Source organism: Micromonospora sp. CA-248260, from assembly GCF_050942205.1.
Lineage (GTDB): Bacteria > Actinomycetota > Actinomycetes > Mycobacteriales > Micromonosporaceae > Micromonospora > Micromonospora antibiotica.
Genome location: NZ_CP192021.1, coordinates 3,018,877 through 3,040,652, shown reverse-complemented (window position 1 = coordinate 3,040,652; position 21,776 = coordinate 3,018,877). Strand labels below are relative to the sequence as shown.

Below are 21,776 nucleotides of genomic sequence, written 5' to 3'. Positions count from 1 at the left end.
CCCGGTCCGCCAGCACCGGCCGGCACCTTCGATGCTGCCCGGTGGCGGGGTGAGTCGTCCTCACCCCGACGAGGTGAAACCAGGCGACCTGGGGGGAGGTGACCGGCGTCGGTCACCGGCCGGTGGTGGCGGCACCAGGGCCGCGGTCAGCGGCCGGCCGCACGTGGTGGACGGCGGTCGGCGCGTGGTGGCGGGAGGGCTGCGGTCAGGCGGCCCGCCGCTCCCGGTTCTGCTTGCAGGTCACGCAGGCGGTGGCCGAGGGGTAGATCTCGAGCCGCTCCACCGGGATCGGCGCCGTGCAGCCCTCGCAGAAGCCGTAGGTGCCCTCGTCCAGCCGGGTCAGCGCGTGCTCGAACTGGGCCCGCCGGTCGAGGATGGTGCGCAGCAGGGACTGGGCGGTGTCCCGCTCGGCGGTCTTGGTGCCGCTGTCGGCCTGGTCGTCGCCGGCGGTGTCGCCGACCTCCACCAGCCGCAGCACCTGGCTCTGCGCGACGGCCTGCTCGTACTCCGCGGACAACTCGTCGTAACGGGCCCGCAGGGAGGTCCGGATCTGGTCGGCCTCCGCCGTGGTACGGGCGGTGCCGACGGTGTCGTGGACGAGCATCGCTGCCTGCCTTTCCTGGGACCGGCGCGGCCGAACGGCGCGCTCCGGACTCGGACGGCACGGTTGAGATCACCCGTGCCGGATGAGCCCCGCGATTACCCACTCTCCCGATCCAGCAAACCATCGGGTTTCCCGGTCCGGTGAGCGCCGCCTCCCGCGAGCCACGCCGAGGGCTCAGCCGGTCGCCTCGTCCCGCTGCACCCAAGCCGGGTGGCGGGGGTCGTCGACCCGGACCACCACGTCGGCGAAGGAGGCCGGGGCGACCTCGTCGGCATACCGGGCGAAGGCCGGGAGGGTCCACCGCTGCGCCGGTTCGGTGCGCCGGGCCAGCGCGCCCGGCGAGAGCACCAGGTGCACGGTGACGTCGAACGGGAGTCCCCCACCGAGCAGGAACGCCCCACTGACCACCAGCACCGTACCCGGGGACAGGACCCGGTAGGCCGCCCGGCTGGCCCGGTCGGCCGCCGCGTCCCACAGCGAGGGCAGCACCCGCCCGGTGCCACCGGGGCCGGCCGGGTCGAGCACCTCCCGACGCAGGCCGGCCTCGTCGGTCCAGCTCTCGTAGTAGGCGTCGGGGTTGGTCCGGCCGGTTTCGTAGCGGACCGAGGCGGGCCGGAGGAAGTCCCCGGCACGCAGGTGCACCGCCGGGCGACCCCCGGCGCGCAGCGGGTCGATCAGGGCGGCGGCGAGCCGCTCGGGAGCCGCAGCCGGTGGGCCGTCGACCGCGACCCGTAGATGGGCCGGCGCAGCGGATCCGGCGGAGGCCGGTGCGGACGCGACCGTGAGGAGCCGTTCGGTCAACTCGGCGACGAGCCGGTCGGGCGAGATCGGACGGACACGCATCCCCCCATGGTGCCCTGCGGGCCCTCAGCCGGTGCGGTCGACGGTGACCCGGGCGTCGTCGGCGAGCCGGTAGCCCACCCCGTAGACCGTGGTCACCAGCGGGACGTCGATGCCGACCTTGCCGCGCAGCCGACGGACGTGCACGTCCACGGTGCGTACCCCGGCATGCTCGTAGCCCCACACGGCGTTGAGCAGTTGCAACCGGGTGAACACCCGACGGGGGTGGGCCACCAGGTGCAGCAACAGGTCGAACTCCAGTCGGGTCAGCGGCAGCGGCTCGCCGTCGCGCAGCACCGAGCGGGAGGAGGCCAGGATGTGCAGCATCGGGATGGTGGCCGCGAGGGACCGACCCGGGGACCGGCCGGCCGGGACCTGGTCGGGTCGCCGCTCGGCGGGGACGCCGGTGGTGGTGATGGTGCCCTCGCCGCGTTCCAGCATCTCGCGGGCGGCCTCCAGCAGCCGGCGGGCCGGCGGGGTCAGCGACTCCTCGCTGGCCAGCGGGATCGACAGGGTCACGGTGAGCACGGGGGTCACGCCGTTGGCCGGCCGACGCTGGCCGCCGGGGGGTCGACCCGGGACCGAGGGTTGGGACGTATGCCATCCGGCGCGCGACGATGCGGGGCTGACCGACATGGTCCTCCTTGGGCTGGTCCGGGTAACTCCGCACGGCCCGGGACGCCGCTGCATCGATGCTTCCCGGCCCCTGGACGGGGGTCAAGGGGCGACCGCGTTGCATGAATGTGACAATTGACGAACAGTTCGCAGCCGGTCCCTCGCTCTGCGTACGAGCCAGATGATTACAGCAGAAGCGCCGACGTGTCCCAAAACGGGGGGTGCCTGCGCGTCAGGGCACCACCACGACGACGCGACGCACCCGCTCGGCTGAGCCGGGTGCGTCGCGAATGGGTCCGACGGTCAGCGGAAGCGGTCCACCCGGACCCTCGCCTCGTCGGCGAGCCGGTAACCCACTCCGTACACGGTGGTCACCAGCGGGGTGTCCACGCCGAACTTGGCGCGCAGCCGCCGGACGTGCACGTCCACGGTACGGGCGACGGCGTGCTCGTACCCCCAGACGCTGCCGAGCAGCTGGAGCCGGGTGAAGACCCGGTGCGGGTGCTCGGCGAGGAAGAGCAGCAGGTCGAACTCGATGCGGGTGAGCGAGATCTCCCGCTCGCCCTGGCGCACCACCCGGGTCCCGGCGAAGATCCGCAGGGTCTGCGGGTCGTCACCGGCCGGCGAGGGGTCCATCGTGGCCGGCGACGGGCGCGGGGGCGGCACCGACGACAGCAGGCGCGGGGCGGTCGGCTCGCTGAGCCGGACCGCCCCCTCCCCCGTCTCGACCAGTTCGCCGAGCAGGTCGACCAGGCGGGCCAGCCGGGGCGTCAGCGGCCCGGCGGCCAGGTCCAGGGTGATGGTCACCGACGGCGTGGACCGGGGCCGACCCGGCGCCACCCGGTCGGGGCGGCCCGGTGGGTGCGGACGCGCGGTGAGGGTGACGAGGGACATGGGAGCCTCCTGTGTGGCGGTGCGTCCGCCACGCCCGGTGGGGCGCGACGGTCAGTGCGGCGTCCGGCCGGCGGTCACCGGCGGCGCGAGGGAGGGGGTACGGGGCGACGGCGCCGGCCCCAGGGTCGGCAGTCCGGCGATCCGCCAGGCGACGAATCCGCCGACCACGTCGGTGGCCCGGTGCAGCCCGAGATCCTGCAACGCGACGGCGGCCAACGACGAGGTGTAGCCCTCCTGGCAGATCACCAGCACCGGCAGGTCGTAGCCAGCCGCCTCGGGTAGCCGGGCCGGGCAGCGTGGATCGAGCCGCCACTCCAGCACGTTGCGTTCGATCACCAGAGCGCCCGGCACGGTGCCGTGGGCGGCCCGTTGGGCGGCCGGCCGGATGTCGACCATCAGTGATCCGCCCCGGTGGGCCAGGTGCGCCTGCTCGGGGTCGAGCCGGCGCAGGCGGGTGCGGGCCTCGGCGAGGATCTCGTCGATGCCACGCGAACCCGGTGGCGGGGCCGGACAACTCTCGGTGAGGGTGAGGTGCTGCGGCATCGTCGCGGTCCTTCCATGGGCGAGCCGACGGGCGGGCGGAACAGGGGCGGGGGCGGGGACAGCGGCAGGGACGGGGACAGCGGCGGCGGGGGGGCGTCACCAGGAGACGCCGGCGAGGGCGACCTCGGCCACCTGGAGCCGGCCGTCGACGAGGTGGTACCGGGTCATGTGGCGCAGTGCGGGCCGGTAGACGTGCACGCTGACCGCGGGCCGGTCGCCCCGGTTGGTCACCACGTGCACGTGGCGGGGGCCGAACCGTCGCCCGGCCCCGGCAGCGAGCCGGTGCGGGCGCAGCCGTCCACCGGAGACCGTCTGTTCGGTCAACTCACCGGCGACGACCAGGAAGGCGCCCGAGGAGCCACCGTGATCGTGCAGGTCGGTGCCCTGACCGGGCAGCCAGCTCAGCGCCCAGACCTCGTGGTCGTCGGCCGAGACGAGCCGGGCGTACCACCGCTCGGCGCGGTCGAAGCACAGCGGCACCGCCCAGGTGGTGGGGTCGGTGTACCGGCCCGCGACGGCGAGCAGGTCGGCGGCGTGGATGCTGGTCATGGTCACTCCCGTGGTGAAACGTCCCGCACCACTCTAAGCTGTAAAGCCTATAGGTTTAGTAGGTAATACCGCATGCTGGGACAGGAGGTACGGGCCGGCCCGCTCCGGCATCCGGACGGGTGACAGCGGGCACCCGGCGACCACGCCCCCGCCCGCGCCCGGACCTCTAGGCTGGACCGGTGACCGAGGAGTTGGACGCCGAGACGCTGGCCTTCGCCCACCGCATGTTCGACCTGGCCCGGCTGGGCGAGGCCACCGAACTCGGCGGCCACGTCGACGCCGGGCTACCGGTGAACATGACCAACGACAGGGGCGACACCCTGCTCATCCTGGCCGCCTACCACGCCCACCCGCAGACCGTGGCGGTGCTGCTGGCCCGGGGCGCGGACCACACCCGGGTCAACGACCGGGGGCAGACGGCGCTCGCCGCAGCGGTGTTCCGGCGCGACGCCGAGACGGTACGTGCCCTGCTCGACGCCGGAGCCGACCCGGAGCACGGCACCCCGTCGGCGGTGGAGACGGCCCGCTTCTTCGACCTGCCGGAGATGCTCACCCTGCTCGCCACCCGCTGACCCCGGCTCCGGCGGGGACACCGGCCAGCCGCGACGGGCGCGGCGGCCTCCGGGCCCGGTCGACTCGGCCCGGTCGACGGTGCGGTGTCCTGGCAGGCGGACACCGCGTCGGCGACCCCCCGGAGTGGACCTTCCGCCCGACCGGTCGGCGTGGTCGGGGTCACCCGGCCGGCTTGTCGGCCTCGATCAGAAAGCGGCGGGAGTGGGCGACGAACACACCGTCGGCCCGGATCCGCGCGTGCAGCCGCTCCAACTGCGGCCGGTACCGCTCGACGTCGAAGTCCGGCACGGTCCAGACCACCTTACGCAGGAACCAGACCACGGCACCGACGTCGTGGAACTCCACCCGCAGGACGGCCCGCTCGAGGCGTACCACGTCGAGGCCGGCGGCCCGGGCGGCGGCCACCGCCTGGGCGGTGTGCCGGGTGGCCGGCGGCGGCAGGGGCCCCAGCACCGCCTCGCTCAGCTCGCGCATGGTGCCGGCGCCGATCTGCTGGGACAGGTAGTGGCCGCCGGGCCGCAGCACCCGGGCGATCTCCGCCCACGGGGTGTGCACCGGGTGCCGGCTGGTCACCAGGTCGAAGGCGGCGTCCCGGAACGGCAGGCCCGCGTCGGGGTCGACCTGCACCACCCGCCCGTCGAGCCGTTCCAGCGTCCGCCGGGCGACCGCGACGTTCGGCGGCCACGCCTCGGTGGCGACCAGCAGCGGGGGCGGCTGCGGCACCTCGGCGAGCACCTCACCACCACCGGTGTCGATGTCCAACGCCGACTGGGCCGCCGCCATCCGGGCGGCCGACAGGCGGGCGTAACCCCACGGTGGGCGTTCCTCGGTGGCCCGGCCGCCCAGCCAGTCGAACCCCCAGCCGTCGACGGGGGCCACCGCCGCCTCGGCGATCAACTCGGCACAGCTCCGACCGACCATCCGCCCACCCTGCGGCACCCCGGCGCGAGCAGCAACCCCATTGTCCGCGCCGGACCCCACCCGGATCGCCGCCCGGCGCGTTGCCGGGGCGGGGACAGCGGTCAGGGGGCGGGGCGGGCGATCTCGACGGTGGAGCCGGCGGGGAGGGCGTCGAAGGCGTCGAAGCCGGTGGGCTCCGGGAGGCCGGAATCGAACTGGCGCATCAGCCGGGCACCGAGCCCGACGCCGACCGCACCGACCGTCAGCGCCACCAGCTCGGTCACCAGCAGCACCCCGGTCGCACCACGCTGTGGGGCGTCCGCCCGGATCAGGCAGGCCAGCAGGAAGAGCGCGGCCATGCCGGCGTTGACCATGTTGAAGGTGATCATGGTGCGACGGTGCGGCCCCGGCCGTACGTCCCACAGGTCGATCATGCCGGCCACTGCGGCGAGCCCGGCGGCCACCAGCGCGGCGACCGCCGTCCAGTAGCCGACCTCACCGAGAAAGGCCGGACCACCGGCCACGTCGGCGAGGTCGAAGACGGTGGCGCTGACGAAGAGCCCGAACGGGAACGTCACGAGCATCGGTTGGATGGGATGCCCCTGCACCCTCAGGCGGCTCTCCATCGTTTCCTCCCCGGGATCGGCTCAGCTCACCGGTCCAGGGTGCTACCCGCACGCCGCTGCGACGAAACGGTCGGGCCGTGATTCGCGGGTCCGGAGAGAAACGACACCGTCGGCTGACGCCGTACCGGGATCAGCATCGGCGACATGGCGGCATCGCCATACGTCGATACTGCTACGTCGGCCCCGGCGAGCGGGTCGACCGAACCGGCCGGTCGTCAGGACTCGCGGGGGCGGGAGACCGTGGTGACCAGCCGTTCGGCCACCTCCCGTAGCGGGATGTCCAGTGAGGACGCCGCGCTGCGCAGCACGTCGAGGGCCTCCGGCGCCGGGCAGCCCCGCTGGGTCATGATCACCCCGACGGCCTGGCCGACGACGTTCTCCCCGAGCAGCGCGCCGTCACGTTCGCTGTCCCGCTCGGCCCGCCTGGCCCGGTCCCGTACGGCGGCCAGCAGCAGTCCCGCGTGCTCGGCGAGCAGCATCGCGGTGAGCTGGTGCCGGGTGCCCAGCGTGCCGTGCCGGCCGGCGTACAGGTTGATCGAGCCGATCGCCCGCTCGTCCACGTCCACCGGGGCGGAGATCACCCCACGCACGCCGAGCCGGCGGGCGCGGTCGGTCCAGGCCGCCCACCGGTCCTCGACGGTCAGATCCGTCGCGATGATCATCTCGCGGCGGCGGATGGCGCTCATCGCTGGTGACTCCGCACCGTGCCCCAGGTCGTCCAGCTCGGCCAGCCGGGGGTCCGACGCGGCCACCCCGGCGGGCTCACCGGCCCGCAGCGCGGTGAAACCGCACCAGAGCACCCCCGGGACGGCGTCCGCGGCGATCCGGACCAGCTCGGTCAGCGCCTCGTCGAAGTCGTCGACCGCGATCAGCCCCGCGGTCAGCTCCCGCAGCAGGGCGGCCGTCTCCAGTACCCCGAGCGTGTCGATGGTCAGCTCCCGCATGTCCAGGTTCACCGGCCCACGGGCTCCGTCGTACAGCTGCCGCCCGGCACCGGCGTCGTTGCCTGTGTCATCGTGATGATCTCTCCCCCGAGTCGTGGGCCCCGGGCTACTACCCTGGCAAAACCGGATCGAAACCGCGTAAAGGAACCCCTCCGGCGCGTTTCGCACCGGAGGGGTTCCCGGGCCGCTCAGCGGACGGCGGCGAGCCGACGACCGACCGAGGCGATCAACCGGTCCAGCTCCGAGCCGAACGGGTTGTCGTGCACCAGGTACGTCCAGGTCGCGCTGGGCCGCACCAGCTTGGCGGCGTCCGGCTCCCAATCCTCGGCGAACTCGGTCTCCTCGAAGGTCGCCAGGGTCCGCGTCTCGATCTCGGGGATGAGGTTGGTGAACGCCGGCACCGCCGCCCGGTGGAACTCGTCGAGCGGGTCGAGCCGGCCCAGCGCCCGCAGGTGCACGCCCTCGCGAACCTCGGACAACTCGGCCAGGTGCTCCGCCCAGAGCCGGTCGGTGTGGTAGAGCGCGATGGAGCGGGCCACCCGGGCCAGCAGGTCCTCGTCCATCTCCCCGGCCTTGTCGGGCATCCGGTCGAGCAGCATCAGCGCGGCCACGTCCGAGGTGAGCAGCCGCTCCCGGCGCTCGGCCAGGGCGATGCGCTGCTGCTCGATGACGACGCTGTAGCGCCAGGTGTTGCGGTGGATCTCGTGGTTGACGCCCTCGGCGACCCGCTGGGCGTGCTCCACCGCGTAGTCGACCTGCTCGTCGGTGACCAGGCCGTCGGCGTTCATCCGGGGCGAGGCCGGGATGGTGTCGCCGGCGTGCCGCACGACCAGGTCGTCCTCCAGGCTGGTGAAGAAGACCGAACCGCCCGGGTCACCCTGCCGGCCGGCCCGACCACGCAGCTGGTCGTCGACCCGACGGCTGTCGTGCCGGCCGCTGCCGATCACGTAGAGGCCGCCGAGTTCGGCCACCCGCTCCTGGTCGACCTGCTCGCTGCCGCCGAGCCGGATGTCCACGCCCCGGCCGGCCATCTGGGTGGAGACGGTCACCGCGCCGTACGCGCCGGCCTCGGCGATGATCGCCGCCTCCTCGTCGTCGTTCTTGGCGTTGAGCACCACGCACGGCACCCCGGCGGCGTGCAGGCCGGCGGCGAGCCCCTCGGACTCCTTGACGTCGAGGGTGCCGACCAGCACCGGGCGGCCCGCCTCGTGGCAGCGCCGGATCTCGTCGATCAGCGCCTCCTCCTTCTCCGCCCGGGTCGCGTAGATCCGGTCCGGCTCGTCCTCGCGGACGCAGGGGGTGTTCGGCGGGATCACCGCCACCTCGAGGCCGAAGAACTCGCGGAGCTGGTCGCCGACCAGCACCGCGGTCGCCGTCATGCCGCACAGCTTGGGGTAGCGCGCGATGTACGCCTGCACGGCGATGGTGCCCAGCACCTCGCCCTCGGCGGTGGCGTCCAGTCCCTCCTTCGCCTCCACGGCGGCCTGGAGGCCGTCGGGCCAGCGGCGGCGCTGGGCGACCCGGCCGCGCATCTCGTCGATCAGCTCCACCGAACCGTCACGGACGATGTAGTCGACGTCGCGGTGCAGCAGGGCGTGCGCGTGCAGCGCCACGTTCACCGCGGAGAGCTGGCCGACGTGCTCGGTGTCGTACAGGTCGATGCCGCCCAGCTTGGCCTCGACGGCGGCCAGGCCCTCGGTGGTGAAGGCGACGCTGCGGCCGTCCTCGGCGACCGTGTAGTGCCGGCCCCTGCGCAGGCCGCGCACGAGTGCGGCGGAGGCGTGCACCGGGTCCTGCTCGCCGGTGGTCGAGCCGGCCAGCACCATCGGCACCCGGGCCTCGTCGATCAGGATCGAGTCGGCCTCGTCGACGATCGCGGTGGCCAGCGGCGGCTGGACCCGGTCGGCGATGTCGGTGACGAGCTGGTCGCGCAGGAAGTCGAACCCGGCCTCGCTGACCGAGACGTAGGTGACGTCGCAGCCGTACGCGGCCCGCCGCTCGGTCGGGGTGGAGGCCTCGTTGACCCAGCCCACGCTCAGCCCGAGCAGCCGGTAGACCGGCGTCATCCACTCGGCGTCCCGGCGGGCCAGGTAGTCGTTGACGGTGAGCACGTGCACCGGCCCGTTGCCCAGCCGGACGTGCCCGTAGGCGGCGATGGTGGCGGTGAGCGTCTTGCCCTCACCGGTGGCCATCTCGGCGACCTTGCCGGACAGCAGCGCCATCGCGCCGAGCAGCTGCACGTCGTACGGCCGCTGGTCGAGGCCCCGGCGGGCGGCCTCGCGGCCGACGGCACAGATCTCGGCGTACTCCGTGGCCGCACCGGCGGCCACGGTCAGCGCGTCGTCGTCGAGCGCCGACAGGTCATCCTCGCGCGCGGCGATCCGCGGCAGCAGCTTCTCCAGCGGAGCCAGGTCGACCGTCGTCCCGGGGCGCTGGAGGAACCGGCGGAACCTGCTCTTCAACCGTTGCGACACACCCATGAGCGGCAACGGTACGCGAACCAGCGCGGAAAAGGCTGCCCGGTTGGCCCGACGCGGGCCCGGTGTCCCGTTCCCCACCCGTGCGGGCAGGTCAACGCGGGTGCCGGCGGGTCCGGGTGGCCACCGGCCGACCGGCGGCGACCGACGCGGTGGACTGGCGGGCGTCGATCCGGGGGGCCGGTCCGGCCCGCCGGGCGGGGGCTCGGTGGCCGGAGCACCCCCGATCCACAATTCCCACTTTATGGGACGTGTGAGCGGCGGATTCGGCGGCGGACGGCGGGCCCACGGCGACGGGGGGCGAAGCTCCCATAGCCCTCCGTAGTCGCAGGTCAGTTCGCCTCACCGCCACCGCACAACCGCCGGGGCGACGCGATCCGGACGCCGGCCGCCACCACGGGTGCCGCAATTATCCGGCGTCGGGGGCGCGGGTGCTGGCGGACACCCGGTACATTGACTGCTGTTGCTCCCGGGCAGGCATCCCAGGGGGAGGAGAATGCCATCCCGACTTCCGCTGGATCCGCTGTCAAATGCCCGCGACGGGCGGTCGAGCAACCCCGGTGCGGCACGCCGAAGACGGTTGGCGATTCGCCGCACCCGAACCGCTACGATCATTACTCTCACTATTCCGCCGGGGGGCTACGGGTAGGAGTATGGACATCTTCTTCGCCGGCCTGTTGCTCGGGCTGGCCATGATTACGCCGATCGGTCCACAGAACATCTTCCTCATCAACCAGGGCTTCAGCGTGGGCATGCCACGGGCCTGGGTGGCGGTCGGTGCCGCGGGCGTCTGCGACACCGTCCTCATCGTCCTGGGCGGCGCCGGCGCCTCGGCGGTGCTGCAGAGCGTCCCCGGCCTCAAGACGGTGCTGCTCGTCGTCGGGGTCGGCTTCCTGAGCTACCTCGGGGTGCAGTGCTTCCGCACCAGCACCCGCGGGCCGGACGCCCTGGCCACGGGTGGTCTGCCCTGGACCCGGGTGGTGGCCCGGTGTGCCTCGGTCTCGGTGCTCAACCCCCACTCGGTGCTCGACGTGGTGGGTGTACTCGGCGTCGCCATCGCCACCCAGACCCCGGACGACCGACCGGTGTTCGCCGCCGGCACGGTCAGCGCCTCCTGGGTGTGGTTCATCGTCCTCACCTCCGCGGCATCCTCCCTGCGGCGCTGGTTGACCCCGCAGCGTCGGCAATGGATCGATTGGCTCTCCGGTTCGCTGCTGCTCCTGTTCGCAGCACTGTTCGCCATCGAAGCGGTACGCGGTTAGTCCCTCCTATTCGCGAACGGAGACACCGCACCATGTTCAAGATCGGATTGGTGCAACAAAGCGCATGGGACCTGCCCATCGATTCCATGCCACTGGCGGCGGGATATCTCAAGGCGATCCTCGACGCCGATCCCGACCTCGGTTCCGAGACCGACGTGCAGATCCACAACCTGCGCGGCGGCTGGTCGATCACCGAAATGGCCCGAAGGATATTCGCCAGTGAGCCGCCGGACATTCTCGCGTTCTCGGTGCTTGGTTGGAACTACCGGAACTTCGCCTGCCTGGCCGACCTCTACAAGCAGCTGAAGCCGGGCGGCACCGTGGTCTTCGGCGGCAACCACGTCAGCCACCAGGGGCCCCGGGTGTTCCGCGAACACCCCGCGGTCGACGTGGTGGTCAACGGGGAAGGGGAACTCACCTTCCGTGACCTGACCGCCGCGATCCTCGCCCGCCCCGGTGACCCGGCGCTCGACACCGTGGCCGGGGTCTCCTACCGGGACCCGGACGGGGCCTGCCACACCACCGAGGACCGGCCACGGATCGAGAACCTCGACGTGATCCCCTCGCCGTTCCTCACCGGAGCCATCCCCCTGGTCGACCGCAACGGAGCGTTCCCGTACGAGTTCGCGTTGCTGGAGACCAACCGGGGCTGCCCGTACAAGTGCTCGTTCTGCTACTGGGGCGGGGCTACCGGGCAGCGGGTGCGCTCGTTCTCCCGGGAACGCCTCGCCGAGGAACTCGACCTGTTCGGCTTCCACCAGGTGCCCACGGTCTTCCTCTGCGACGCCAACTTCGGCATGTTGGAGGCCGACGAGGAGTTCACCGAGGACCTGCTGAGCACCAACGCCCGGTACGGCTTCCCGACGGCGCTGGAGGCCAACTGGGCCAAGAACAAGTCCGAGCGGTTCCACCGCATCGTGCGTACCCTGCGGGACCGGGGGTTCAAGAGTTCGTTCACGCTCGCCCTCCAGACGCTGTCCGACGAGGCGCTGGGCGACATGCAGCGGCGCAACATGAAGCTCAACCAGTGGGAGGCGCTCGCCGACTGGCTGGCCCAGGAGAAGATGGAGGCGTTCGTCGAGTTGATCTGGGGAGCGCCCGGTGAGACCACCGCCTCGTTCTTCGACGGCTACGACCGCCTCGCCGAGAAGGTCCCCCGGATCGCGGTCTACCCGTTGCTGCTGCTGCCGAACACGGGCTACAGCGAGCAGCGCCAGCTCCACGGGTTCGTGACTGTCCGGGGCCAGCACGACGACTTCGAGTACGTGCTGGCCAACCGCACCTCGACCCTGGCCGAGAACTTCGCCATGCAACGCTTCATGTACCTGGCCCGCATCCTCGGCGAGAACCAGTACTTCCGGCGGCTGTGGCGACCGGCCCGCCTACTCGCCGGGCTCACCCAGAGCCAGGTGATCAACAGTCTGCGGGACTTCATCGAGGCGTCGGCCCACCCGGCGGTGGTGGCGTTCCGGGAGAGCTTCCCGATCATCGCCGAGTCGCCGGCCGTGGCGGCGGGGCACCGGATGCTCTACAGCGAGCCGGCGCTCGACGAGCAGATCGAACGGTGGTGGAACGACGCCGTGGTCAGCCGCTTCCCGGCCGACTGGGCCGAGTTCGGCCGGGAGCTGTACCGCTTCGAGCGCTGGAGCCGCCCGGTCTACCAGCCACCGGGCGCCACCCGGCCGGCCGGCTGGCGGGTCGACGGCGAGGAGTACGCCAGTGACCCGGTCACCTTCCCCATGCCGGTCGCAGAGGTGCTCGCCGCCCTGGCCGACGGGGACCTGACCGCCCCGCGCGCCGCGGTGACGACGTACGAGTTCCGCAGCACACGCGGGTTCTACCAGCACCTGGACAACCACGAGACCGGGGCGCACTATTTCGCCCGGGCCGTGCCGCAGGTGACCGCCGCCGCGCGGTGACCTGCGGTACCGGTCGCGTGCGGTGGCCGGCCCATCGCACGCGACCGGCCCCCGGTGCGGTGCCGGTCAGCCGGTGAGCACCACCTGGAGTTCCTGGCGACGGCGTTCGGCCAGCTCGGTGAGGAGGGCGGGTCCCTGCGCGAACGGGACCACGGCCGAGATCAGATGGGTGCGGATCAGGTCGCCGTACCGGCGCAGCAGGTCGATCGTCTCGGCGGAGAGGCGTTCCCGGTCCCAGGTGGGGGCGAGACCCCGGGGCACCCGGCCGATCTGTGCGCAGCGCAGCGACAGCCCGTTGTGGTGGAACTCCTCACCGAGCCGGACGGCGTCCGCGCCGCCCTGGTAGAACGCCAGGTCGATCACGGTGCCCTGGGGGCGCAGCAGGCGCAGCGCCAGGTGCAGCGCCCAGTCCTGACCCCGGCACTGGAACACCACGTCGGCGCCCCGGTCCCCGGCGCTGTGATGCCACCGGGTCTTGAGCACCACGGCGGGGTCGTCGGCGTCCGGGTCCAGGGTCTGCAGGCCGAGCGCCTCGGCGACCTGGCGGCGCTGCGGCGTCGGGTCGACCACCACCACCGAGGCGGCACCGTGCTGCCTGGCGAACAGGGCGGTGAGCAGGGCGACCACCCCACCGCCGACCACCGCGACCCGTCGGCCGCGCACCCCGTCGCCGAGCGAGCGGACATCGGTGCCATACAGGTCGGCGGCGGCGTGCAGCAGCCCGTTGGCGCAGATCGGGCCCATGTGGGCCACGTAGACGCCGAGCAGCGGATCGAGGTCGTCGGGCAGCGGCACGAACCGTTCGGCCAGCGGGTCGGCGACGTACCCGGTGCGGTGGCCGTAGGTCATCGCACCGACGGTGCCGACGGCGATCGCCGGGGTACGGCTCTGCACCACCTCGGCGACCTGCATGTAGCCGAGCCGGGTGACCGGGTACGGGGTGCTGGCCGTTCCGGGCCGGAACAGGCCGAGGCCGGTGTCGAAGGTGACGTTGAGGTAGGGGTTGGTGCCCTTGACGAAGCTCAGCTCGGTGCCGGCGGAGATGCCGCTGTAGCGGGTCCGCACCCGGATGGTGCCGTCGCGCAGCTCACCGGCCTCCTGCTCGGCCAGCTCGACCCGTCCCGGTCCGCTGACCACCACCACCGTGTCACGCATCGACGGTCGCCCCCGCGGGCCTCGCCGGCACGCCGCCGGCCACCGACGTCAGGGCGGCCGGGCCGGTGGGCAGGGTGACGGGGCGACCGGTGCGGGCGCTCTGCGCGACCGCGACCGCCAGTCGCTGGGTGCGCAACGCCTCCGCGTACGGCACCCGGATGTCGTCGCCGACGCCGGTGACCGCGTCGACGAAGGCCCGGTCGACGGCGACCCGGGCGTCGTCCGGGTCGGCCGCCAGGTGGCGTTCCCCGTCGGCGTCGCGGATCGTCAGGCCGTCCTCGGCCAGGGACAGGGCCAGCCCGTCGGCGAGGATCTCCAGGCCGGCGCGGTGTTTCCAGCCGAGCACGCAGGCGGCGGCGAGGGTGCCCACCGCCCCGGAGGCGAAGCGCAGCGTGGCAGCGGTCACCGCGTCGATGTCGGCGTCGTCGACCGGCGGCGGGTTGCCGTCGCCGTACGCGGTCACCTCGACGGCCTCACCGGCCAGCACGCGGATCAGGTCCAGCACGTGGGCGGCCTGCTCGACGACCGGGCCACCGGAGCGGTCCCGCACCGCCCACCAGGACACCGGGGGCACCTTGTCCAGCCAGGCTCCGTTGACCATCCGTACCGGACGGTCGGCGAGCAGTTGCCGGGCCCGCTGCACCACGTGCAGGTGACGCCAGTGGTGTCCGACGGCGGTGAGCAGCTGCTTCTCCTGGACCAGGGCGGCGATCCGCTCGGCGGTGTCCAGGTCGGCGGCGACCGGTTTCTCCACGAACATCGGCACCCCGGCTGCGATCACGGCTTCCTCCACCGGCCCGTGGGCGAACGGGGGCACGCAGACGTAGACGGCGTCCGGGCCGGCGGCCAGCAGTTCGTCGACGTCGGCGAAGACGTGCGCGGAGTGCGCGGCGGCCAGTTCCGTCGCCGCGTCCCGGGCCACGTCGGTGACGCCGAGCAACTCCACGTCGGCGAAACTCCCCAGCACGCGGGCGTGGCGTTGCGCCACCCCGCCGGCCCCGACCAGCCCCACCCGGCACGTACGCATTCTTCGGCCCTCTCGACGCGGTCATGACCAACGCCGTCAGCACTCCCCCCGATGGGCCGGGGCGAAACCCCGGGGTCGTCGCGCAACACAGCGTTCACCTGCCGGGAACCGGCCGGTGGAACCGACGTGATCAAGCTGTTAGGGATTATCCGGTTAGCGGTTGTGCGGGGGTGGGAAAACCACATCCGGGTTTTCCGCCATGGATCTGGGGGTTTGCCAGTGCGGGATACAACACCGATCGTCTCTCCTGTCGTGGAGGCGTGGGCCACCTATCGAACGACGTCGGCGCAGGACTGGCCCACGCGACGGCTGATGCGGGCGAAGGGAGAGAACCGGGTCAGCGTTGTGCTGCCCGCCCGCAACGAGGAAGCCACCGTCGGGGCGATCGTCGCGACGATCCGGGAACACCTGATGGACCGGGTTCCCCTGGTCGACGAGCTGATCGTGGTCGACTCCCGGTCGACCGACCGGACCGCACAGGTGGCCCGGGCCGCCGGCGCTGAGGTGGTCGGTCAGGACGAGATGACCCGGGGGCTGCCCCGGCTGACCGGCAAGGGTGACGCGCTCTGGGCCGGCCTGGCCGCCGCCGAGGGCGACGTCGTCGCGTTCATCGACGCCGATCTGCGGGAGTTCCGGCCGCACTTCGTGACCGGCCTGATCGGTCCGCTGCTGGTCGATCCGTCGGTGGAGTTCGTGAAGGGCTTCTACCACCGGCCCCTGGTCGGCACGACCAGCGTCGAGACCGACGGCGGCGGACGGGTGACGGAGCTGATGGCCCGGCCGCTGCTGAACCTGTTCTGGCCGGAGCTCGCCGGCTTCGTGCAGCCCCTGGCGGGCGAGTACGCCGGCCGGCGCGAGGTGCTGGAGCGGGTGCCGTTCGTCACCGGTTACGGGGTCGAGACGGCCATGCTGATCGATCTGCTGGAACTGGTCGGCCTGGACGCGCTGGCCCAGGTCGACCTGGGCGAGCGCAAGCACCGGCACCAGGACACCGCGGCCCTGGGCCGGATGTCCGCGCAGATCATGCACACCGCCTGGACGCGGTTGCAGCGGCGCGGTTGGGCCGCCCCGGGCACCAGCCCGGGAGCGCTGCTGACCCAGTTCCGTCGGGGCGGCTCGGAGGCGCTGCCGAATCTCGACCGGGAGATCGTCGTCAACGACGTCTCGGTGCAGGAACGTCCACCCCTGGCCGAGCTGCGGCCCCGGCTGCCGCGCCGGCGGGTGGCCGCGTGACGACGCGGCGGACCCTCCGACGCGACACCGGCAGTGCCACCCGACGCGCGGGGTCGACACCCGCCCGGGACTCCCACCGTCCCGAGAGGATTCCCCGATCATGAGTCTCACCGTGCTGATGAACGCCGGCCCCTGGCTGTCCGTGCCCCCACCCGGCTACGGCGGCATCGAGAACGTCATCGCCACCCTGGTGCCGGAGCTGCGTCGGCTCGGGGTGAAGGTGGTGCTGGCCTCGGTGGGGTCGAGCACCCTGCCGGTGGACGAGAGGTTCTCGGTCTACGACGACGGGCAGTTCGCGGCGTTGCAACGGCCCTACAACCAGGTGTGCGGGGTGTCCCAGGCGCACCTGGCCGGGGTGGTCCGGCAGGTACACGGCCGCGACGACATCGACCTGGTGCACGACCACGTGGAAGCCGTCGGGCTGGCCACCCTCGCGGCGATGGGGCCGGCCGCCCCACCGGTGCTGCACACCCTGCACTGGGACCTCGCCAAGCACCCCGAGCTGTACGGCAACCTCGACGCCGGGGCGCGGGTCCGGGTCAACGGGGTCTCCGCCGCCCAACTGGCCCGCGCACCCCGGGCGCTGCGGGCGCACTCGGTCGGGCACGTGCACCTGTCCACCCCGCTGGCCGTGCACGCCGACCGGGCGCCCCGGCCGGCCAAGGGTGACTACACGATCATTCTCGGCCGGATCAACCCGGGCAAGGGCCAGGACGTCGGCGCCCGGCTGGCCCGGCGCACCGGGGTGCCGCTGGTGCTCGCCGGCCCGGTCGGGCCGTACCACCGGCCGGCGGACCTGGCCGCGGCGGGCGAGGAGGCCCGGCAGAACCCGGACGTGCGGTTCTTCTACGACCAGGTCGCCCCGCACGTCGACGGTGACCTGGTCCGCTGGGTGGGCACGGTGGCCGGCCGGGAGCGCGACGACCTGCTGGCCGGGGCGCGGGCGTCACTGTTCCCGCTGCGCTGGGAGGAACCCGGCGGGACCGCCGTGGTGGAGTCGCTGGCGTTGGGCACGCCGGTGGTGGCGACCGGTCGGGGTTGCCTGCCCGAGCTGATCGCGCACGGGCGGACCGGCCTGCTCACCGACGACGAGGAGGAGCTGGGTGAGCTGCTGCTGGCGGCACGCCGGCTCGATCCGGACGAGTGCCGGCGGGAGGCCGCCGAGCGGTTCACCCCGGCGGTGATGGCGCAGCGGTACGTCACGCTCTACGAGACGGTCCGCGCCGGGGCCCGCAAGCCGCAGCTCCAGGCCGCCTGAACCACCGACCCGACCGGGTCCGGCCCGTCCTCGGTCCGGGCCCGGTTTCGTTCCCCGGGACCGCGGGTACCTGGCAGTTCTGCCCAGCACCGCGAGCGGAATCGAGGGGCCGATGGCCAGCCGGATCACCTGCGAGGTCCACGACGAGTCACCCGTGACCGTCGTACGCCTCGCGGGCGCACTCGACCTGGGCACCATGCGCGCCGTACACACCGTGCTGGACCGCTGCCTGGCCACGCTGCCGGACGCGTTGGTGGTCGACCTGGGCGGGGTGACCGTCGCCGACCGGTTGGCGCTGTCGGTCTTCGCCGCCACCGCCCGGCAGGCCGCGGACTGGCCGGCCGTGCCGGTGGTGCTCTGCTCCCCCCCGCCGGACGCCGCCGCCTGGCTGTCCACCTCCACCACCTGCCGGGTGGTGCCGGTACGGCAGGACTGCGCCGAGGCGACCCGGCTGGCCGGGGCGAGGGCCGCACCCCGGTTGCGGGTCCGGTTGGATCCGGTGGCGGGGGCCTGCCGGCGGGCCCGTGAGCTGGTCGGTGACGCCTGCGCCCGGTGGAACGTCCCGCACCTGGTGGAACCGGCGTCGCTGGTGCTCAGTGAGCTGGTCGGCAACGTGGTGCGGCACGCCCACACCCCGATGCGGATCACGTTGACCCTGCACCAGCCGTACCTGCGGGTGGCGGTCGCCGACGGCAGCCGGGCGGTGGCGCGCGCGGCCAGCCCGGACGTGACCGCCGAGGGCGGCCGGGGTTTGCTGCTGATCCGGGACATGGCGCAGCGCTGGGGCAGTTCCCCGCTGGCCGACGGCAAAGTGGTTTGGGCACTCCTGCCCGCGAATTGACCGAAATTCCCTCTCTCGCCTGGTTACATGGGCGGAGGGACGGGTAGTCGCGCCCGTCCTTTCTGTCGTCACGACGGGGTGAGAGAGCCATGCCCAGACGGGTAACCACGGAACCCGCCCGAGACCGCGGCCCGGCGATCCTCGCCCCGGCCCGGTTCGGTGGCTTCCCCGGACCGGTCCGCCCGGCACTGCCCGGGAACAAGCTGCTGCGGCTGCTCGGCACCACCGACGCCAAGCAGATCGGCCTGCTCTACCTGGCCACGTCGTTCGTGTTCTTCCTGATCGGCGGCGTGCTCGCCCTGCTCATCCGGGCCGAGCTGGCCCGGCCCGGGATGCAGTTCCTCTCCCCCGAGCAGTACAACCAGGCGTTCACCATGCACGGCACGATCATGCTGCTGCTCTTCGCCACCCCACTGGTGTTCGCCTTCGGCAACTACATCGTCCCGTTGCAGATCGGCGCACCGGACGTGGCGTTCCCCCGGCTCAACGCGTTCGCGTACTGGCTGTACCTGTTCGGCGGCACGATGGTCGTCGGCGGCTACCTCACCCCCGGTGGTGCGGCCGACTTCGGCTGGACGGCGTACAACCCGCTCAGCGACGCGACGCACTCCCCCGGCATCGGGGGGAACCTGTGGGTGGTCGGCCTGGTCGTCTCCGGCCTGGGCACCATCCTGGGCGCGGTCAACCTGATCACCACCACGCTGACCCTGCGCGCGCCCGGCATGACCATGTTCCGGATGCCGATCTTCACGTGGAACATGCTGCTCACCGCCGTCCTGGTGATCCTGGTCTTCCCGCTGCTGGCCGCCGCGCTGCTGGCGCTGGGCGCGGACCGGCTGCTCGACGCCCACGTCTACGACCCGGCGACCGGCGGGCCGATGCTGTGGCAGCACCTGTTCTGGTTCTTCGGCCACCCCGAGGTCTACATCGTGGCGTTGCCGTTCTTCGGCATCATCACCGAGATCATCCCGGTCTTCAGCCGCAAACCGATCTTCGGCTACACCGGCCTGGTGCTGGCCACCGTCGCGATCACCGTGCTGTCGATGACCGTCTGGGCGCACCACATGTTCGCCACCGGCCAGGTGCTGCTGCCGTTCTTCAGCTTCCTCAGCTACCTGATCGCGGTGCCCACCGGGGTGAAGTTCTTCAACTGGATCGGCACCATGTGGAAGGGGCAGCTCACCTTCGAGACGCCGATGCTGTTCGCCGTCGGATTCCTGGTCACCTTCCTGCTCGGCGGCCTGACCGGGGTGCTGCTGGCCAGCCCGCCGGTGGACTTCCACGTCACCGACTCGTACTTCGTGGTGGCGCACTTCCACTACGTGCTGTTCGGCACCATCGTGTTCGCCGCGTTCGGCGGGGTCTACTTCTGGTTTCCCAAGATGACCGGCCGGCTGCTCGACGAACGGCTCGGCAAGCTGCACTTCTGGACCATGTTCATCGGCTTCCACGCCACCTTCCTGGTGCAGCACTGGCTGGGCGACGAGGGGATGCCCCGCCGGTACGCCGACTACCTGCCCGACGACGGCTTCACCACGCTCAACATGATCTCCACGGTCGGGTCGTTCGTGCTCGGCGCGTCCACCCTGTTCTTCCTCTACAACGTGTGGAAGTCCTGGCGCTACGGCGCGCTGGTGACGGTGGACGACCCGTGGGGTTTCGGCAACTCCCTGGAATGGGCCACCACCTGCCCGCCCCCGTTGCGCAACTTCGACCGGATGCCCCGGATCCGCTCCGAGCGGCCCGCCTTCGACGCCAAGTACGGCCCCCTCGTCGCCGACCTCGGCCGGGACCTGCCGCAACGCACCACCCGGCCACCGCAGCACCTGCACGACGAGCTGCACCACGAGCGGCACGTCCCCGAGTCACCGGCGGCCGAGGGCGCGCACGGGGCCCGGGAGGCGGTGGAGTACCAACCCGCCCCGCAGTCCGGCGCCCGCCCGGTGGAGGTGCCCGAACCGGAGGACGTCCGCCGTCCCGGCTTCGCGCACTCCGACGCCCCGGACGACGGCGGCCCCGGCGGTGCGAACCCCGACACCCCCGAGCGGTGGCGGCACCCGCACGGCACGGACGACGACGACCCCGGACGGCGCTGACCCGCAACGGCCGTCGGGCCGGCACCCCGTTCGGGGGGGCCGGCCCGACGTTCGTCCTGCGCCGGCCGGAGCCGGGGTCAGGCGTCCACGGTGGCGGGCAGGCCGGCGGCGGCCAGCGACCGCCGTACCGCCGGCTGGGCCCGGGTCAGCCGCAGCGGCACCCCGGTCCGGATGGCGGCGTCCCGGCCGGCCACCAGCGCGGCGATGCCACCGGCGTCGACCCCGCCCGCTCCGTCCAGGTCCACCACCAGCTCGCGGGGCTGCCCGGCGACCGCCTCCAGCATCGTCCGGCGCAACTGGTCCGCGCCGTCGCGGTCGATCTCTCCCCCGACCTCGACCACCGTCCGCTCCGTGGTGCGTCTGACCGCGATCCGGTTCCGGCCGGTCTCCGTCTCGGCGGTGCCGTTCTGCCAGGGCGGCGGGGTGTCGGCGAGCATCGCCTGACGCAGCCAGGTCAACGCCCGCGACAGCAGCCGAGACACGTGCATCTGGGAGATGCCGAACCGGGCGGCGATCTCGGCCTGGGTCTGGTTGCCGTAGAAGCGCATCGCCAGGATGCGCCGTTCCCGCCAGGGCAGCCGGTGCAGCAGCCCGCTGACCGTCACCCGGTCGTCCACCGACTCCAACGCGTTGTCCGACTCGCCGACGAGGTCACCGAACTCGGCGGAACTCTCCCCGCCGACCGGCGCGTTGAGCGAGGCGGGGCTGTAGCCGGCCGCCGACTCCAGGGCGGCGAGGATCTCCTCCTCCGGCGTCTCCAGCCGGGCCGCCAGCTCGGCCACGCTCGGCGCGCGGGACAGTTCGCTGGTCAGCGCCGACGTGGCCTGCCCGACCTCCAGGATCAGGTCGCGCAACCGCCGGGGCACGTGCACCCCCCAGGTGCGGTCCCGGAAGTGCCGCTTGATCTCACCGACGATGGTGATCGCCGCGTACGCCGTGAACGAACCCCGCTCGGGGTCGTACCGGTCGACGGCGTTGACCAGGCCGAGCCGGGCCACCTGCTCCAGGTCCTCCAACGGCTCGCCCCGCCCCCGGTAGCGGCGGGCCAGCCGGCCGGCGAACGGCAGGGCGAACCGGACCAGGTCCTCGCGGGCCTCGCCCCGACGCTCCGGTGGCAGGCCGGCGATCCGCGCGGCGTACGCCAGCGCGGCGGCGTCCAGATCCTCCAGACCCCGTTCGGTCGGAGGTGGTGTGGTCGTGGTGGTCTGTCCGAACATCCGCGCCTCCCTCAGGAAGGTCCCCCGCCCGGATCGAGCCGGTCGTGCGCGTGGTGGCACCACGCACCGGGTCGGAAGTGGGGTCACGTGCCGCGCCGGGATCGCCGGACGCGCGGAGGCGATGACCGGTCGCCACCCGGCGTGATCGCACCGTCGCGGCGAGCGGTCTTCCCGCTCCCCAGGTACTCAACCACGCGGCCCCG

General features: G+C 72.8%; 20 protein-coding genes. 7 read left to right on the top strand and 13 right to left on the bottom strand.

Annotation, left to right across the window (positions count from 1 at the left end):
- Positions 1-205: 205 nt before the first annotated feature.
- The 6 genes from ACQP2H_RS13415 to ACQP2H_RS13390 all read right to left on the bottom strand — a co-directional run bounded on the left by ACQP2H_RS13415 (position 206) and on the right by ACQP2H_RS13390 (position 4,045).
- On the bottom strand, positions 206-604 hold the full coding sequence (locus ACQP2H_RS13415) for a TraR/DksA family transcriptional regulator (protein WP_219461145.1): 399 nt from the start codon (positions 602-604) through the stop codon (positions 206-208).
- A 174-nt stretch (positions 605-778) separates the two neighbouring features.
- Complete coding sequence (locus ACQP2H_RS13410; RefSeq protein WP_219461142.1) at positions 779-1,447, bottom strand: uridine kinase; 669 nt, start codon at positions 1,445-1,447, stop codon at positions 779-781.
- A 24-nt stretch (positions 1,448-1,471) separates the two neighbouring features.
- Positions 1,472-2,080 (bottom strand): winged helix-turn-helix domain-containing protein, encoded by a 609-nt coding sequence (locus ACQP2H_RS13405; RefSeq protein WP_219461137.1) that lies wholly within the window; start codon positions 2,078-2,080, stop codon positions 1,472-1,474.
- Positions 2,081-2,362: 282 nt separating this feature from the next.
- Positions 2,363-2,953 (bottom strand): winged helix-turn-helix domain-containing protein, encoded by a 591-nt coding sequence (locus tag ACQP2H_RS13400; protein ID WP_219461132.1) that lies wholly within the window; start codon positions 2,951-2,953, stop codon positions 2,363-2,365.
- Between the two features lie 51 nt (positions 2,954-3,004).
- The gene (locus tag ACQP2H_RS13395; RefSeq protein ID WP_208566295.1) at positions 3,005-3,496 is read right to left on the bottom strand and encodes a rhodanese-like domain-containing protein; all 492 of its coding nucleotides are present in this window, start codon (positions 3,494-3,496) and stop codon (positions 3,005-3,007) included.
- A gap of 96 nt (positions 3,497-3,592) precedes the next feature.
- Complete coding sequence (locus ACQP2H_RS13390) at positions 3,593-4,045, bottom strand: cysteine dioxygenase (protein WP_433233029.1); 453 nt, start codon at positions 4,043-4,045, stop codon at positions 3,593-3,595.
- Between the two features lie 179 nt (positions 4,046-4,224).
- On the opposite strand from ACQP2H_RS13390, the gene ACQP2H_RS13385 reads away from it, so the two are divergent.
- A complete protein-coding gene (locus tag ACQP2H_RS13385) occupies positions 4,225-4,617 on the top strand; it encodes an ankyrin repeat domain-containing protein (protein WP_208566297.1) in 393 nt (130 codons plus the stop codon).
- Positions 4,618-4,777: 160 nt separating this feature from the next.
- Here ACQP2H_RS13385 and ACQP2H_RS13380 read toward each other — a convergent pair whose 3' ends face one another.
- The 4 genes from ACQP2H_RS13380 to secA2 form a co-directional block, all read right to left on the bottom strand.
- Positions 4,778-5,539, bottom strand: coding sequence for a class I SAM-dependent methyltransferase (locus tag ACQP2H_RS13380; RefSeq protein ID WP_219461124.1), 762 nt, complete (start codon positions 5,537-5,539; stop codon positions 4,778-4,780).
- Positions 5,540-5,640: 101 nt separating this feature from the next.
- Positions 5,641-6,102: a DUF2231 domain-containing protein gene (locus ACQP2H_RS13375; protein ID WP_433233026.1), complete on the bottom strand. Its 462-nt coding sequence runs from the start codon at positions 6,100-6,102 to the stop codon at positions 5,641-5,643.
- Positions 6,103-6,359: 257 nt separating this feature from the next.
- On the bottom strand, positions 6,360-7,100 hold the full coding sequence (locus ACQP2H_RS13370; protein WP_219461117.1) for a GAF and ANTAR domain-containing protein: 741 nt from the start codon (positions 7,098-7,100) through the stop codon (positions 6,360-6,362).
- 176 nt (positions 7,101-7,276) lie between these two features.
- A complete protein-coding gene (secA2, locus tag ACQP2H_RS13365) occupies positions 7,277-9,568 on the bottom strand; it encodes an accessory Sec system translocase SecA2 (RefSeq protein ID WP_433233024.1) in 2,292 nt (763 codons plus the stop codon).
- 650 nt (positions 9,569-10,218) lie between these two features.
- Here secA2 and ACQP2H_RS13360 point away from each other — a divergent pair.
- Complete coding sequence (locus tag ACQP2H_RS13360; protein ID WP_208566302.1) at positions 10,219-10,827, top strand: LysE/ArgO family amino acid transporter; 609 nt, start codon at positions 10,219-10,221, stop codon at positions 10,825-10,827.
- A gap of 86 nt (positions 10,828-10,913) precedes the next feature.
- Positions 10,914-12,746: a KedN5 family methylcobalamin-dependent radical SAM C-methyltransferase gene (locus ACQP2H_RS13355; RefSeq protein ID WP_433233021.1), complete on the top strand. Its 1,833-nt coding sequence runs from the start codon at positions 10,914-10,916 to the stop codon at positions 12,744-12,746.
- Between the two features lie 66 nt (positions 12,747-12,812).
- Here the strand turns inward: ACQP2H_RS13355 and ACQP2H_RS13350 are convergent, their stop codons facing one another.
- Together ACQP2H_RS13350 and ACQP2H_RS13345 are read right to left on the bottom strand one after the other, a co-directional pair.
- The gene (locus ACQP2H_RS13350; protein WP_219461106.1) at positions 12,813-13,901 is read right to left on the bottom strand and encodes a zinc-binding dehydrogenase; all 1,089 of its coding nucleotides are present in this window, start codon (positions 13,899-13,901) and stop codon (positions 12,813-12,815) included.
- Positions 13,894-14,928 carry a Gfo/Idh/MocA family protein gene (locus ACQP2H_RS13345; RefSeq protein WP_433233019.1) on the bottom strand — a complete coding sequence of 345 codons (1,035 nt, stop codon included), beginning with the start codon at positions 14,926-14,928 and terminating at the stop codon, positions 13,894-13,896. The genes ACQP2H_RS13350 and ACQP2H_RS13345 overlap by 8 nt, the downstream gene beginning before the upstream one ends.
- Before the next feature lie 252 nt (positions 14,929-15,180).
- On the opposite strand from ACQP2H_RS13345, the gene ACQP2H_RS13340 reads away from it, so the two are divergent.
- The 4 genes from ACQP2H_RS13340 (at position 15,181) to ctaD (ending at position 20,356) form a co-directional block, all read left to right on the top strand.
- Complete coding sequence (locus tag ACQP2H_RS13340; RefSeq protein ID WP_308290700.1) at positions 15,181-16,161, top strand: glucosyl-3-phosphoglycerate synthase; 981 nt, start codon at positions 15,181-15,183, stop codon at positions 16,159-16,161.
- 100 nt (positions 16,162-16,261) lie between these two features.
- Positions 16,262-17,419 (top strand): glycosyltransferase, encoded by a 1,158-nt coding sequence (locus ACQP2H_RS13335; RefSeq protein ID WP_219461098.1) that lies wholly within the window; start codon positions 16,262-16,264, stop codon positions 17,417-17,419.
- Positions 17,420-17,531: 112 nt separating this feature from the next.
- Entirely contained in the window at positions 17,532-18,260 is a 729-nt protein-coding gene (locus tag ACQP2H_RS13330; protein ID WP_433233016.1) for an ATP-binding protein, read from the top strand.
- Between the two features lie 89 nt (positions 18,261-18,349).
- Positions 18,350-20,356, top strand: coding sequence for an aa3-type cytochrome oxidase subunit I (gene ctaD, locus ACQP2H_RS13325; protein WP_433233014.1), 2,007 nt, complete (start codon positions 18,350-18,352; stop codon positions 20,354-20,356).
- A 77-nt stretch (positions 20,357-20,433) separates the two neighbouring features.
- On the opposite strand, the gene ACQP2H_RS13320 is transcribed toward ctaD, so the two are convergent.
- Positions 20,434-21,573, bottom strand: a complete 1,140-nt coding sequence (locus ACQP2H_RS13320) for a SigB/SigF/SigG family RNA polymerase sigma factor (RefSeq protein ID WP_357533815.1) — start codon at positions 21,571-21,573, stop codon at positions 20,434-20,436.
- Positions 21,574-21,776 lie beyond the last annotated feature (203 nt).